The 15,128-nt window shown below is 49.0% G+C and carries 14 protein-coding genes; 4 read left to right on the forward strand and 10 right to left on the reverse strand.

Annotated features, from left to right (window positions below):
• Positions 1–30: 30 nt before the first annotated feature.
• Both rlhA and FEK42_RS09035 read right to left on the reverse strand, forming a co-directional pair.
• Positions 31–1,992: a 23S rRNA 5-hydroxycytidine C2501 synthase gene (gene rlhA / locus FEK42_RS09030; protein ID WP_138211808.1), complete on the reverse strand. Its 1,962-nt coding sequence runs from the start codon at positions 1,990–1,992 to the stop codon at positions 31–33.
• A gap of 72 nt (positions 1,993–2,064) precedes the next feature.
• The gene (locus tag FEK42_RS09035; RefSeq protein WP_130260852.1) at positions 2,065–2,601 is read right to left on the reverse strand and encodes an XRE family transcriptional regulator; all 537 of its coding nucleotides are present in this window, start codon (positions 2,599–2,601) and stop codon (positions 2,065–2,067) included.
• A 52-nt stretch (positions 2,602–2,653) separates the two neighbouring features.
• On the opposite strand from FEK42_RS09035, the gene ydcO reads away from it, so the two are divergent.
• Positions 2,654–3,865: a BenE family transporter YdcO gene (ydcO, locus tag FEK42_RS09040; protein WP_135492467.1), complete on the forward strand. Its 1,212-nt coding sequence runs from the start codon at positions 2,654–2,656 to the stop codon at positions 3,863–3,865.
• A gap of 34 nt (positions 3,866–3,899) precedes the next feature.
• On the opposite strand, the gene FEK42_RS09045 is transcribed toward ydcO, so the two are convergent.
• From FEK42_RS09045 to tehA, 3 genes are all read right to left on the reverse strand, one after another.
• Positions 3,900–4,568: a DUF3313 domain-containing protein gene (locus FEK42_RS09045; RefSeq protein WP_130219290.1), complete on the reverse strand. Its 669-nt coding sequence runs from the start codon at positions 4,566–4,568 to the stop codon at positions 3,900–3,902.
• Positions 4,569–4,865: 297 nt separating this feature from the next.
• Positions 4,866–5,459 carry a tellurite resistance methyltransferase TehB gene (gene tehB / locus FEK42_RS09050; RefSeq protein ID WP_138211807.1) on the reverse strand — a complete coding sequence of 198 codons (594 nt, stop codon included), beginning with the start codon at positions 5,457–5,459 and terminating at the stop codon, positions 4,866–4,868.
• A complete protein-coding gene (gene tehA / locus FEK42_RS09055; protein ID WP_130210219.1) occupies positions 5,456–6,448 on the reverse strand; it encodes a dicarboxylate transporter/tellurite-resistance protein TehA in 993 nt (330 codons plus the stop codon). The genes tehB and tehA overlap by 4 nt, the downstream gene beginning before the upstream one ends.
• A gap of 123 nt (positions 6,449–6,571) precedes the next feature.
• Here tehA and ydcK point away from each other — a divergent pair, with 123 nt between their 5' ends.
• Positions 6,572–7,552: a YdcK family protein gene (gene ydcK, locus FEK42_RS09060; protein ID WP_135492441.1), complete on the forward strand. Its 981-nt coding sequence runs from the start codon at positions 6,572–6,574 to the stop codon at positions 7,550–7,552.
• Here ydcK and rimL read toward each other — a convergent pair.
• The 4 genes from rimL to FEK42_RS09080 form a co-directional block, all read right to left on the reverse strand.
• The gene (gene rimL, locus FEK42_RS09065) at positions 7,544–8,083 is read right to left on the reverse strand and encodes a 50S ribosomal protein L7/L12-serine acetyltransferase (protein WP_135409952.1); all 540 of its coding nucleotides are present in this window, start codon (positions 8,081–8,083) and stop codon (positions 7,544–7,546) included. The two genes, ydcK and rimL, sit on opposite strands and share 9 nt — an antisense overlap.
• A 62-nt stretch (positions 8,084–8,145) precedes the next feature.
• Positions 8,146–8,370 (reverse strand): YdcH family protein, encoded by a 225-nt coding sequence (locus FEK42_RS09070; RefSeq protein ID WP_001296778.1) that lies wholly within the window; start codon positions 8,368–8,370, stop codon positions 8,146–8,148.
• Positions 8,371–8,511: 141 nt separating this feature from the next.
• The gene (gene opgD / locus FEK42_RS09075) at positions 8,512–10,167 is read right to left on the reverse strand and encodes a glucan biosynthesis protein OpgD (protein WP_130210225.1); all 1,656 of its coding nucleotides are present in this window, start codon (positions 10,165–10,167) and stop codon (positions 8,512–8,514) included.
• A 224-nt stretch (positions 10,168–10,391) separates the two neighbouring features.
• The gene (locus FEK42_RS09080) at positions 10,392–11,735 is read right to left on the reverse strand and encodes a VOC family protein (RefSeq protein WP_135409950.1); all 1,344 of its coding nucleotides are present in this window, start codon (positions 11,733–11,735) and stop codon (positions 10,392–10,394) included.
• Between the two features lie 216 nt (positions 11,736–11,951).
• Between FEK42_RS09080 and FEK42_RS09085 the strand changes: the two genes are divergently transcribed.
• Positions 11,952–12,875: a LysR substrate-binding domain-containing protein gene (locus FEK42_RS09085; RefSeq protein WP_130210229.1), complete on the forward strand. Its 924-nt coding sequence runs from the start codon at positions 11,952–11,954 to the stop codon at positions 12,873–12,875.
• A gap of 30 nt (positions 12,876–12,905) precedes the next feature.
• Here the strand turns inward: FEK42_RS09085 and FEK42_RS09090 are convergent, their stop codons facing one another.
• Entirely contained in the window at positions 12,906–14,546 is a 1,641-nt protein-coding gene (locus FEK42_RS09090) for a methyl-accepting chemotaxis protein (RefSeq protein ID WP_135492439.1), read from the reverse strand.
• Between the two features lie 399 nt (positions 14,547–14,945).
• Between FEK42_RS09090 and FEK42_RS09095 the strand changes: the two genes are divergently transcribed.
• A complete protein-coding gene (locus FEK42_RS09095) occupies positions 14,946–15,095 on the forward strand; it encodes a type I toxin-antitoxin system Hok family toxin (protein ID WP_064527420.1) in 150 nt (49 codons plus the stop codon).
• The last annotated feature ends 33 nt before the right edge of the window (positions 15,096–15,128 follow it).

A 15,128-nucleotide genomic window follows, 5' to 3' on the forward strand; every position in this document is an offset into this window, starting at 1 on the left:
GAGTTGTGAATACCCCTGAAAGCTTGCGTTTTATCCTTTCCGCTTCGGCAATGTTTTCAGCAGATCATCCGGGCTTACAGATGCGACAACGCTTCCCGGTAACGGCATTTTCAGAATATGATTTTTGATTTTACCGATGACGTGCATCTCACACGGGCGGCAATCAAACTTCAGCGTTAGTACTTCATCACCGTTAACCAGTTGCATCGGCGTTGCCTTCCAGCTTTTAATATTACCTTTCGCCTGTTTCGGACACAGATTGAAGGCAAAGCGCAGGCAGTGTTTGGTGATCATCACCGGGACTTCGCCCTTCTCTTCATGCGCTTCATATGCCGCATCAATCAGTTGTACGCCATAGCGATGATAGAACTCGCGTGCTTTATGGTTGTAAACGTTCGCGAGGAAACTCAAATGCGTTTGCGGATAAACCGGCGCAGGTTCAGCAACCGGTTTACGACTGCCGCGCTGGTAGCTGGCAAGACGTGCAGCATCCAGCATTTCGACGGCTTCACGGCGGAACTGATTTAACAGACTGTTTGGCACAAACAGCGCCCCCGGCAAATTAATTTGCACATCGCGGGCGTAATAGATGGTTTGCCCCAGTTTTGCCAGGCCATCTTTCAGGTTATTCAGCGCTTTTTCGGCGTTATTCGCTTCGTCGAACTGCCCATCCAGGGTATGCGTGATGCTAACGCCCTCTTCGCTGGTTAACGTCAGAATGAGTTGTTCTTGCCAGCCACCCAGTTCAATGTCTACCGCGATCCGACGCTCGCTGGAGGTTTTCGTCAGTGCCTGTTGCCAGTTATGGTCAAGGTTACGGTTAAGCGGATGATGTGGGCGAATTTTATGCAAATCTGCTGGCATTTCATTTGGCCAGACGCGGTAGTGATTTTCTCCGGTTTTCTCTACCGTATTGGCACGAAAGCCAACCACTTCACGTTTAATCATTACGTTCAGGCCATCGCCATTTGCCAGTGGCTCGGTGACGGCAACATCGAGATGATCTTTCGCCACTTTCAATACTTCACCCACCGGCAGGCCGATAAATTTCGGCGAATCGAACGCGCCAATGTCACCTTTACGCGCGTTAACAAAGTAGTCGGTGCTACCACGATGGAAGGTTTTTTCTGTCGAAGGCACAAAGAAATGTTCAGTACGACCTGATGAAGCACGAGCCAGATCGCCGCGCTCTTCAATAATGGCATCCAGCATCTGGCGATAATGGGCGGTGATATTCTTCACGTAGCTCATATCTTTGTAACGGCCTTCAATCTTGAAAGAACGCACGCCCGCATCGATCAACGCGCCCAGGTTGGCAGTCTGATCGTTATCTTTCATCGACAGCAGATGTTTTTCATAGGAAACCACCCGCCCCTGATCGTCTTTCAACGTGTATGGCAAACGGCACGCCTGGGAGCAATCACCACGGTTGGCGCTACGTCCCGTTTGTGCATGAGAAATGTAGCACTGACCGGAATATGCCACACACAATGCGCCATGAATAAAGAACTCAATAGTCGCGTCCGTGGCCTGATGAATCGCACGAATCTGCTCCAGGTTAAGCTCACGCGCCAGCACAATCTGGGTAAAGCCAACGTCAGAGAGGAACTTCGCTTTCTCTACAGTGCGAATATCACACTGCGTACTTGCGTGCAGTTCAATCGGCGGAATATCAAGTTCCAGAATCCCCATGTCCTGAACAATCAGCGCATCGACGCCTGTCTGGTAGAGGTCGCTAATCAGTCGTTGCGCCGGCTCCAGTTCGTCGTCATGCAAAATGGTGTTAAGCGTGACGAAAATTTTTGCGCCATAACGGTGGGCAAATGGCACCAGTTCGGCGATATCTTTCAGACTATTACTGGCGTTATGACGGGCACCAAAACCAGGGCCGCCGATATAAACAGCATCGGCACCGTGCAAAATAGCTTCGCGGGCAATGGCGGCATCGCGTGCCGGGCTTAACAGTTCAAGACGATGAGAAGATACGGTCACTTTCTTATCCAGTAGCTGAAAAAAGGCGGTTATTTTAGCCACAAGCGCGACGTTGCGAAATAGTTTTCCTGTTCAACTACGCGGGTAATGGATAATGGAATGAAAATGCACGGTTTGCTCGCCACGGTTGCAATAGGCATGGGCAACATCTGCGGCAAAGCGTTCACCTTCTCCACTTTTAAGGCTTCGCCACTCACCACCAACGCACAGGTCAAGCTGTCCATCAATGACGACAACATGCTCGATAACGCCCTTTTCGTGCGGCGTCGATTCGCTTATTGCACCGGGGGCCATCAGGATCGAGAAATGTTCAAAGCAGAGTTGCGGATCATAAGGAAATAAAGAAGTGATCACCATTGCCTGCTGTTGTGGATCATAAACGGATGGCGTAGCGGTCTGCGGTGGCGAAATAAACGTCGAAAACGGTACGTTCATTCCAGTAGCTATTTTCCATAATGTTGCGACCGTCGGGCTGGATTCATTACGTTCAATCTGCCCTAACATCGCTTTTGAAACGCCCGTCGCTTCAGCCAGCCGCGAAAGACTCCAGCCTCGCTGCTGACGAAGATGTTTAAGCGTAGTGGATAAAAAGCGAGCGAGATTTTCCATGCGACTCCTCCTGCAAAACGGGAGTTTATCACTTGTGCGTTATAACGGACAAATGCTACGGTGCCTGTACGCTATAACGCACGAGGTAACTATGCGTCTGTTTTCCATTCCTCCTCCCACACTGCTTGCAGGGTTTCTGGCGGTATTGATTGGTTATGCCAGCTCTGCGGCAATAATCTGGCAAGCGGCGATTGTCGCTGGAGCCACCACAGAGCAAATTTCCGGCTGGATGACGGCGCTGGGGCTGGCAATGGGCGTCAGTACGCTGGCTCTGACGTTGTGGTATCGCGTGCCAGTTCTTACCGCATGGTCAACGCCGGGCGCAGCTTTGCTAGTTACTGGATTGCAGGGACTCACGCTTAACGAAGCCATTGGCGTGTTTATGGTCACCAACACATTAATTGTCTTATGTGGCGTAACAGGATTATTCGCCCGCTTGATGCGTATTATTCCGCACTCGCTGGCAGCGGCAATGCTGGCCGGAATTTTGTTACGCTTTGGTTTACAGGCGTTTGCCAGTCTGGATGGTCAGTTTATGTTATGCGGTAGTATGTTGCTGGCGTGGCTGGCGACAAAGGTTTTTGCGCCGCGTTATGCGGTAATTGCGGCGATGATTATTGGGATCGTGGTCGTTATCGCACAAGGTGACGTTGTCACAAAAGATATCGTTTTCAAACCAGTTCTCCCCGCTTATCTCGCCCCTGAATTTTCGTTTACTCACAGTTTGAGCGTTGCACTCCCCCTTTTTCTGGTGACGATGGCATCGCAAAATGCGCCAGGGATTGCGGCGATGAAAGCCGCCGGGTATTCAGCTCCTGTTTCGCCATTGATTGTATTTACTGGATTACTGGCGCTTCTGTTTTCTCCTTTCGGCGTCTATTCCGTAGGTATTGCGGCTATCACTGCGGCTATTTGCCAGAGCCCGGAGGCGCACCCGGACAAAGATCAGCGTTGGCTGGCTGCCGCTGCGGCTGGCGTCTTTTATTTACTGGCGGGTCTGTTTGGCAGTGCCATTACCGGGATGATGGCTGCCCTGCCTGTAAGTTGGATCCAGATGCTGGCTGGTCTGGCGCTGTTAAGTACCATCGGAGGCAGTTTGTATCAGGCCTTGCATAATGAGCGTGAGCGCGACGCTGCTGTGGTGGCTTTTCTGGTAACGGCAAGTGGGCTGACGCTGGTAGGTATTGGCTCGGCGTTTTGGGGATTAATTGCCGGTGGTGTCTGTTATGTAGTATTGAATTTGATCGCTGACAGAAGCCGATAATCAGAAGCGCCATCTTGCGATGGCGCGACTGGCATTACTTTTTGTTAACGTCAAACATGGTCGCGTCGGTCGCCATGTCATCAATAACTTGCTTAATATTTTCGAAAGCCATTGGTGTGCTTTCGTTATTCAGGTCCTTACCTTCGCCCTGACGAACCACTTTGATAACCGGTTTGTTGGTAGCCGCATCAATCAGCTCACCTTCAAAGTACAGGCGGGTATCCATAGTTCGGTGACCCGTCGCCATTTGCGTCCCCGCTACTACTAATGCGACAGGAACAACTTCATAGAACTGTAACCCTTCGTTGCTGGTATCTACACCAGTAATAGCACCACGGAAAATCAGACTACGAGGCCCAGCGGTAGTAACCAGTGGTTTACGCTGTGAGATGGCTTCTTTCATTTCAGTATTGGTATAGCTCAAAATTCTATCCAGAACTTTTTGCCCTACCTGGGTAGAAGGTTTAGGCACCGGATAATAGGTGATTGGGTTCCAGACGATGCTGTCATATTTACTTTGATCAAAATTTGGATCAACCCAGCGTAATACCGGTTTGCCCGTTGCTGAAGTTGTTTCTTGAAGGTTGGAGTAATTGTTTAAAAAACCAGAATATTTATCTGGCTGGGTGATTTTAGAGGCACAACCTGACAGAGCCAACAAGCCGCATAAAGCCGCAACTTTCGCAATTGATGTGGTACGCATGAATAGTTTCCTGAGATGATTATATTACTTTTTAAGTTATAGCAAAAAGTACCGCTTCGTGTTGTGGCAAAAAAAGTGTTGGTGAAAATAAATTTTCCAACCCCTTTTCTGACAATATAGTCAATGACGAAAAGGGGGCAGAGTCAATCATCAGTTGTTAAATTTCAGGCAGTTAAGCCGATAAAAAACTTCAACCACTGTGATATATTTCACATCACCTCGATAAAAAATATGCTTACCGAAAAAAAACAGTTAAACATCTCACGTGGGCATTTTCATGCGCCTTGCCCTGTTAGCTTATTTTTTACGTGCCAGCATCGTGGCGAAACGTAGTTTAATGCGATTGCCGTTAGCGTCGGTGCGGTGGAGTTCCCCCACGTCTTCATTGTATTTCAGCATCTCCCAGCCTTCGTAATATTGACGTAACTCCCCTTCTTTAAAGGCAAAGGGGAACCCGACGGTACATGGAAAATCAGCTGTGTCCATTGCTGCCACAATCAAGTTATAACCACCGGGTTTGGTGCAACGCTGCATATTGGCAATCAATCCAGGAATGGTTTTCGCCTCCAGGAACATCAGCACCACGGTAGAAAGAATAAAATCGTATTGTCCATCAAACGTCAGGCTATTTAGATCAACAACCTGGGTGCGCAAATTTTCCAGTTTTTCAATGGATTTGATGCGCTCGACGTTGGCAATGCTCATGGCATTTTTATCCCATGCGTCGACTTCATAACCATTGGCTGCCAGGTAAAGGCTGTTACGGCCATTACCACAGCCCAGATCCAGCGTTTTACCCGGCTTAACCACTTTCACCGCTTCCAGAACTTCAGAGTGTGTGCGGGTTAATTCATATTTATCAGTGAAGTAGTTTTCATCACGAATAATCATTCTTTGTCCTCAGCTTTCATTAAAACGGCGCGCTCGGTTCTGATTAACAATTTTCCCTGCATCAGAAGCGCGAAAGTACGGATGAGCAGTAATGCGATAATAAAATTGGTAAAAATAAATAGCGGCACAGCCAGGGTATGGAAAAAGCCATTGTCGTTACCGCTTCCTAAATGCAAACCGGTGGTTGCCAGTGCAGATACGCCGAACGAGAAACTCCAGAATGAGGCATTAAACGGCTGGGAGAGATACCACGGCATCAGGCGTAACATAAAAAGAAGTTGCAGTAGACCGTAACCGAAAAGCATTTTCGCCAGCGTATCGCCCTCGCCACCGTTGACGCTCAACCAGGCGCTACATGCCACCAGCGCCGGTGCAAGCTGAATCCCCAGCGATGTACGCAGTGCCGTGGGCAATTCTCCCGAGCTGCGCAGACGCTGAAGGATTACCGGCTCAAGACTTAACCAGGAGAAAACGCCAGCCCCTAAAAATACCAGACCAGCATCGGTGTAGCCCAATGCTCCACAGGCCATTGCACTGATGAAGTTGTTGGCAACAGTCGGTAAATAAAGTCCGGGTGTCGTAGCTTCCTCAGGATGGGAACCGCGCCATAAACCGGCTGTTTGCCAGGCGGCATAAGCCAGTTGAATCACAACACCAATACTGAACAGGCCCACCGCCAGCGGACGAAACCAGGGGACAAAACCAATTGCCACCAGCATCGTTGTTGCCGGAAACAAACTCACAAAACTGCTCATCACTGGATGACGCACTTCCGCCAGCACGCTATGCGGAAAGCGTATGAGTCGGGTAATAAATGCACTAGTCAGTAATCCCCAAATGATCATTGCCAGAATCACCAGCCCATCGCCCAACCAGTGGCTGACCTGCCAAACCTGGCTGGCATAGCGCCAGGCAAATCCCATCCCTATCGTCCCCAACACAATGCCAAAGTAACCTGCCGGTAAATTGAGCACTTTATCGCTCTGCATCTTCTTACTCATTTTGTTTAATTTATAAAGTATATTTGAAATGCATTTTATGGAAATTTGCTAAACATAGCCAGAGTCACAGAATTTGCTACGGTTATAGTAGGTTACCTGCGGGAAAACGCTATGCGCAAATATCGTCTTAGTGAAGAACAACGAGCTTTTAGTTATCAGGAAGATAGCGATAAAAAGAGTGTTTTATTGCGGCAGATTATTGCCATCGCTGATTTTAATGACGTAATAGCCGGAACGCCTGGCGGCTGGATTGATAATGAAACCGTATTGGCCCAGGACGGAAATTGTTGGATCTATGACCAGAATGCCATCGCGTTTGCCGGAACGGTGATATCCGGTAATACACGCATCACCGGAAGCAGCGAGCTATGGGGCGATGTTTGCGCGAAGGATAACGCCTGGATCGATAATAGCAAAATCAGTCAGGGCGCCCTGATAAGTGACAACGTCACAATTCATGATTCATTAATATGCGGAAATTGCAGGATTTCTGGTCATGCCTGCATTGATCAGAACTCAATGGTAGTCGCTGCGCAAGGTTTAACGCCCGACCACCATCTTCTGTTGCAAATTTATGATCGCGCAAGAGTCAGCGCCTCGCGCATTGTTCATCAGGCGCAAATATATGGTGATGCCATTGTGAAATTTGCGTTCATTGAGCATCGCGCCGAAGTTTTTGATTTTGCACGTATTGAAGGTAATGAAGAGAACAACGTCTGGCTGTGTGACTGCGCGAAAGTCTACGGACATGCACGTGTGATCGCCGGAACAGAAGAAGATGCCATTCCCACGCTTCATTACAGTTCGCAGGTAGCGGAACATGCCTCGGTAGAAGGCAATTGTGTGTTAAAACATCATGTTCTGGTGGGTGGTCATGCACTCGTACGTGGTGGTCCGGTTTTACTCGACAATCACGTCACCATACAGGGGAACAGCCGCATTACAGGTGCGGTGATGATTGAAAACCATGTGGAGTTAACCGACCACGCCGTCGTTGCAGCCTTTGATGGCGACACGGTTCATGTCCGTGGTCCAAAAGTTATTAACGGTGAAGAACGCATAACCAGAACACCGCTGGCGGGACTATTGTGAATCAATGATGCGCGCATATATATTTACATCATCATAAGTGTCGTTGAGCAATTCAGCCTGTTTCAGACATCCTTCAAGCGTGAAGCCATTACGCAGCGCCACCTGATTGCTTTGGGGATTATCCACCCGACATTTGATCACGAAGCGTCTGAGTTCACCAGACTGAGCGTAATGATGCATCAATGCCTGCAGCGCCTGAGAAATGATCCCCTGCCCCTGATGAGATTCGTCCAGCCAGTAGCCGATTTCCGCGGTTTTATTCAGTGGTTCAATACGATTAAACGAGATAACGCCGATAAGTTCATCTTCTTTGAAAATCATGAACATTTTGGCATATCCACGCTGATGCAACATCACATTACCCTGCACCGTTTTTCGCGTGTCCTCTTCACTTTGAACAAACTGCGGCCAGTTTAGCGACTGCTGTAACCAGGTTTTATTTTTACAGATTAACTGATAAAGAGGTGTGACATGACTTTCTGCAACAGCATGTAATTCAAGTGATTCGCTTACTTTTATCGTTTCAGTCATCTTATCTCCAGTCAATCCATGCAGTTGTTAAAAAAGCCGCCAGGCAGGCGGCTTAAGAAAGTTTACACCTCTTTGACGCTCTCCTGTTGCAGGATTTTGAGCATCTCATCTTTCAACTGGAGCTTCTGTTTTTTCATGCGGACCACTTCCGCATTGTATCCTCGACCGTCGGAACCTTCCTTTCTGGCAATTTCATGATCAAGTTTATTGTGTTTATCGAACAAGGACATAAAGCGAGGATTTTCGTTTTTCAGACGGGATATTAAATCTCGGTATTCTGGAAACATACGCACTCCCTGTTAGTGGCTGACAAAGTGTACATGAAATACACATCATCAGATTACTCAGATAGTTTGGGGAAAAATGCGAGCGGGATCGTGTTTTACCAGACGGCACCTTCCGTCAGAAGGTGCCGAAAAAAATGACGATCAATTCATCACGCGATCGTCAACGTATTTGCGCTTATCCGGAGCTGGTGGGAAATACTGATACAGCCATGTTTCACTGATGGCATCGCCCTGACAGCGGAGATACATCCGCATATCAACCGGATCAGTAGAGTCCGAAGTGGGATACCAGTCAAATTGAATACGGTAACCATCAATCGGTTCAATGTAGAGAATTTCGATTTGCTTCGCTTCACCGCTGGAGAGCGTAATAACAGGTTCAATCCCCTTAGGCGCAGCCGCTTTCAGGTCCCCACCAACAAAATCGACGGCAAAACGACGCGCCCATTTTTCTGGATAATGCTCACCCGGCGCCCACCCTTCCGGAAAACCTCCCATGCCGGTGCGCGTCGCCATAACACGTGCCAATGGACATTGAACAGGGGGATGTGCGCTCCAGTACAGACGATACTGGAATGCAAACTCGTCCCCTGCTTTTACTGCTTTTTCTGGCTGCCAGAAGCAGACAATGTTATCCAGCGTTTCACCCGTTGTTGGGATTTCCATCAGGCCGATGGTGCCTTTGCCCCATTTATTACGAGGCTCTACCCACAAACTTGGTCGTTTGTTGTACCAGCCCATGATGTCTTGATAATGGGAGAAATCACGATCCAGTTGCAATAAACCAAAACCTTTCGGGTTATTGTCGGTGTAGGCATTGAACTGCAATTTCTGCGGATTATTTAGCGGCCGACAGATCCACTCGCCATTGCCCCGCCACATGGAAAGACGATCGGAATCATGGATTTGCGGATGAATAGTATCGCACATACGACGTTCGTTAGTGCCGCAACTAAACATACTGGTCATCGGCGCAATACCCAATTGCTTGATCTCTTTACGCGCATACAGATGGTTTTCAACATCCATAATCACCTGACTCTTTTCACACTGGATGGTGAACTTGTAGGCACCGGTAATGCTGGGGCTATCGAGTAAGGCATAAACGGTAAAGGTGGTTGCGCCTGGTTTTACGGTATCAAACCAGAAAGCGGTAAAATCGGGGAACTCTTCTTTGCTGTCGGTATAAGTATCAATTGCCAAACCACGGGCCGATAAACCGTATTGATACGTGTCATCAACGGCACGGAAATAGCTTGCACCGAGGAACGATACCACATCGCGGCGAGCCAGTTCCGGCGCTTTAAATACTCGGAAGCCTGCAAAACCGAGATCGCTTTGCCCTTCTAATTGTTTGGTATCAACACCCGCATCGTTGTATTTGAACAACTCCGGGCGAAAGTGAATTTCACGCGCCAGATGTGTTGCTGGATCAACAGAGAACATGCGTACGCGGCGGCGGAAACCCATCCCCATATGAAAGAACTGGGCATCAAGCTGGCGGTTCTCGACGTTATGCCACAGTGATTGTTCTGCGTCGTATTGAATGCTGTTATAAGCCTGCGGGGTCATTGTCGCCAACGTGTTGGGTAACGGACGCGGCTCGCCACCCCACGGCTTTTGCGCTAAATCATGCGCCATCGACTGTAAAACCGAAAAGTCAAAACGCTGAGTTTGCCCATCGGCAATATCAGAATCTGCCGCGAACGCAGCCTGAGAAAAAAGAGAAGCAATACCGCTGGTACCGCACACGGCGGCCATAGCCATTGAACCTTTAATAAATCGTCTACGATCCATACCTGACAGTGAGTCCTTCTGGTGTTGTGAATGGTCCCGCGCTGGTCGTTTTCAGCGGCAAGAAAGTGCTTATTAATGACCGCTCACTCTAGACAATATTTATTAATAATCCAATTGTTGAGCATGGAGAATCTGCACAAATCGGCAATTTTTTTATGTCGATGGGAAGAGCCTGATTCATTTGTAAAATCAGGCAAATTTTTGCAAAGCAGGATGGTCCGATTTTAAAGCAATCCACAGCGGCGTTTACTGCGTTCTTCCGCGTCCTTGTATAACTGAAATTCATCAAAAACCTGGCAGCCCAGCGCCTGCTCGAATGCCTCACGACTGGCATTACCATGACTGCGCGTCTGCGTTTCGTTACCGAGATTGGACTGGAAGATCCCCGCCGCACTCACCGGCAAAAAATCCTCATAGGTAATAGGTTGTGCGACAACCCAGCCACGTTCAATCAAAGGTTGCGGATCGTCCCCAGGATGTATCGCCTGACGATGCGCGTCACCCGATGGTGTCAGTCGATAACGGAACCATGCCAGCCCTTGCTGGCGCATCAAAAATTCGCTGTCCGGGAAAGCGCGAAAGGTTTCCTGCAAATGCAGTTGATGAGTGAGATTATCCTGTCCAGTTCCGGCATTACGCAGAAGTTCATCATACAGTCGCCGCCCTTTCGGCGTTAACGCCACTCCGCGCTGCTCTATCTCACCAAATCGCGCGGTATGCCTCCCCTGCTGTTGCCCCACAAACAGAACCGTTTCTTCCAGTGCCTTAAAGCTGGTTTGACGCAATAAAATCGGCACCTCGCGGCGCGGCGGCCCTTCGATGAGAATTTTTGGTTCGATACCGCGTTCGGGCATCATCGACTGCACCCGATCAATGTCCAGCGTGCGTGGCGTCAGGTGATTGATATGACAGCCTGGAAAACAGACTACATCAGCGATCAGTCGATGCTCGTTATGCAACGCGTGATAGGTTTCTTCATCTACCGTTGCTGACTGATGCCAACGAAATGTCTCCAGGGCTTCTCGCACAAACTCCCGCGCTTGCGCTTCACTAAAACCGCCCTCCCGATCATATTCATCTAACAGTTGCCGACAACGTGGGGTAAAGATATCGCGCTGGCGTAAAATCTCCGCCGCCTTTTGGCGCAATGTTTTGTTTTCGATAAGCTCAAGGCGGAGCAATGAGGTAAAAACGCGGAAAGGATTACGCGCAAGCGAGGCATCATCGATGGGCCGAAATGCCGTAGAATGTACCGGCACGCCAGCCTGCGAGAGATCGTAATAACTCACCGGATACATTCCCATAATGGCGAATATCCGCCTTAATGTGGCAAGTTCCTGCGCGGTTCCTACACGTATCGCCCCATGACGTTCAACGTTAAGCCTCGCCAGTTCATCCGCATTAACCATTTTTTCATGCAGTTGGGGATTATTTTCCAGCACAGCCAGATTCACGTCAGCGACCAGTTCCAGCAACGTACCGTACTGTGGAACTTCTTGTTGATACATGGCTGACATTGCCTGCGAAAACTGTTCCCGAATCTCATCCGCTGTGATGCTGTTCGCCATAATGCCTACCCCCAGTGGTCAATTATCTCGAGTGTAGGTAACCGCATTCACTCTGGTGGGAAGAATTTACAAACTGTGATCTCGCCGCGAAATCATCAATATTATCGATTTCGATGTAACATAACTACTTTAAATGTTAATAATATTTTGCAATCAAGTTATCATAATCAAACAACATCACTTGTCAGCGGCACCGCTTCGTTTTTAACATCGCTTATGGAAAAAAATAGTCTGTTTAGTCAGCGCATCCGTTTGCGCCACCTTCATACATTCGTAGCTGTCGCACAACAAGGAACTTTGGGGCGCGCGGCTGAAACCCTTAATCTGAGTCAACCGGCACTCTCTAAGACATTGAATGAGCTGGAGCAATTGACGGGGGCTCGCCTGTTCGACCGAGGACGTCAAGGCGCGCAGCTCACCTTACCTGGCGAGCAATTTTTAACTCACGCAGTCAGAGTTCTTGACGCCATTAACACCGCTGGACAATCACTTAATCGTAAAGAAGGCCTTAACAATGATGTCGTCAGAGTGGGCGCGCTACCTACCGCGGCGCTGGGGATATTACCTTCGGTTATAGGTCAGTTTCATCAGCAACAAAAAGAAACCACACTGCAAGTTGCCACCATGAGTAACACGATGATCCTGGCGGGGTTAAAAACAGGGGAAATCGATATTGGTGTTGGTCGGATGTCAGATCCTGAACTGATGACCGGACTTAATTACGAGCTGCTGTTTCTCGAATCACTTAAGTTAGTTGTTAGACCTAATCACCCCCTGCTTCAGGAGAACGTAACGTTAAGTCGGGTACTGGAATGGCCTGTTGTCGTATCACCAGAAGGCACCGCGCCACGGCAGCATTCAGAGGCATTAGTAAAAAGCCAGGGATGTAAAATTCCTTCAGGCTGTATTGAAACGTTGTCTGCATCGCTTTCACGTCAGCTTACGGTTGAATACGACTATGTGTGGTTTGTTCCTTCTGGCGCTGTGAAAGACGACCTGCGTCATGCCACGCTGGTGGCCCTGCCTGTTCCGGGGCATGGAGCAGGCGAACCTATTGGAATACTGACCCGCGTAGATGCAACACTCTCTTCCGGTTGTCAGTTGATGATTAACGCCATTCGAAAATCAATGCCGTTCTGAAAAGTAAGGGATCTTACGATCCCTTTTTTATCACACCGTTGCCAAACTCACTGAACTCCCTGTTCCTTGTTGATCCGCCTGAGCTGGTTGTTTCTTCAGACGGAACACATCCACGGCTTCAGTTAACCGCGCCGCCTGTTCTTCAAGAGATACCGCCGCAGCTGAAGCCTCTTCCACCAGAGAAGCGTTCTGTTGCGTCACTTTATCCATTTCAGAAATCGCCTGGCTAACTTGTGTGATACCTCTGCTTTGTTCATCTGAGGCGGCAGCTATTTCTTGCATGATATGTGTGACGCTCGCCACAGCATCAACAATAGCCCTCATGGTTTTCCCTGCCGTTGCCACCTCATCGGCCCCTTGGCCAATCAACCTGACGGACTCACTGATCAAGCCTTCAATCTCTTTCGCCGCCTGGGCGCTACGGCTTGCAAGTGTACGCACTTCGCTGGCGACAACGGCAAATCCCCGCCCTTGCTCACCGGCTCGTGCGGCTTCAACAGCGGCGTTGAGCGCCAGGATATTGGTCTGGAAGGCAATACTGTTGATAACAGCCGTGATTTCAGAAATTTTCTTTGAGCTACTGGAGATATTCCCCATTGTCCGCACTACACCGGCAACTGTTTGTCCGCCATCACCGGCTTTACTTGAGGCCTCTTGCGCCAGTTTGCTGGCATGATGTGCGTTATCAGAATTTTGTTTCACTGTTGCGGTGAGTTGCTCCATGCTGGCGGCGGTTTGTTCAATTGCCGCCGCTTGTTCTTCGGTGCGTGAGGAAAGGTCAGCATTACCGGCAGAAATTTCACTGGTGCCACGATAGATCTCTTCAGCCCCCTGACGCACCGTTCCCACCGTCAGCGCCAGCGAATGCTGCATTTGCTGTAGATGGCGACTTAAGCGGCCAATTTCACTGCGGCCAGTGGGTTCGTCAACCAGAGTCAGATCGCCACTGGCAATTTTTTCAATCCGTTGGGCAGCATGTTGCAGTGGACGAATGACAATCCGGCGTAACACCATAAAGGTTATCAGCGTCATTACCAGCGCAAGTATAAATGCGCCAATCATAAACATCCCTCCCAGACGAGTACGCTGATGCGCCTGTTCCGCTAGCTGGTTAGCTCTGGCGCTACGTATCTCAATGGCTTTGCTTAACTGCTGGTTATAGGCATTATCAAGCGTTCTGATCTGCTCACTTTCATGATTGATAATGGCTTCAAACATGCCATTTTTGGCATATTTCAACATGGGTTGCAGGCCGGAAATATAAGCCAGGAAACGCTGATTTAATTCTCCGTCCAGCGCATCGTCAGCGGGAGTTTTCACCAGGCGAGCACGGTAAACGTTATAGCCTTGTTGCGATTGCTTTATTTGCAATTCCGCTTGCGCAATATTTCGCTTCATCTCTTCCATTTCAGCGATACGACTTGCTGCCCCGGCCTGAATCATATTGATCCGGGCTGAACGCAATAAATCAGAGCTGTTTGCTAAACCCGTGCGTATCTGGATCTCGTCGCTGACGTCGCGCTGATCGCGGTCTGCCTGCCAGAGAAAATACCCCGCCAGGGATGAACTCAAGGCAAACAGAAACAGGATGCCGCCAAGAATGCAGGCAAATAATGGAACCAGCCTGATGTGATGTAAAAAGCCTAAGCGGTGTGAGGATGTTGTATTCATGACCGTTGTCTCTCTTCCTGGTTTACTCCCGATAGAGAGTCATCGGCAATCGATGCTAATTGCTTACTGGCAAAAACCTGTTCATATCACATTTTTACAACAATTTTTGTGATGAGAGATTATTACCATCGGAATGAAGAGACTTACGAGTAGTTATACCTTGTAAGGCGTATTACGAAAAATTCTGGAAAATGCCACACAATTTCGTGAAGTGATTATTTCGATGGTAAGGATAATTACATAGGATGTTTGCGGGCGCCTGAGACTTTCTGTTTTCAGGCTTACCGAAAATCAGAAAGACGAAGGCCCCGACCGATATTTCTATCAACCGAGGCCAACGAATGAACCTAGCAATTCAGATGTTAGCCTCTTACCTGCCATCCGGCAAGGAGAAAGGCTATGAAGCGCAACCCCCTGGTGGTGTGTCTGCTCATTATCTGTATCACGATTCTGGCATTCACACTCCTGACCCGACAAACGCTCTACGAACTGCGATTCCGGGACGGTGATAAGGAGGTAGCGGCTCTCATGGCCTGTCAGTCCAGGTAAGGGCCTGCGCGGGGAGCATTCCCCGCGCATCTG

The organism is Escherichia sp. E2748 (assembly GCF_005781125.1).
GTDB lineage: Bacteria > Pseudomonadota > Gammaproteobacteria > Enterobacterales > Enterobacteriaceae > Escherichia.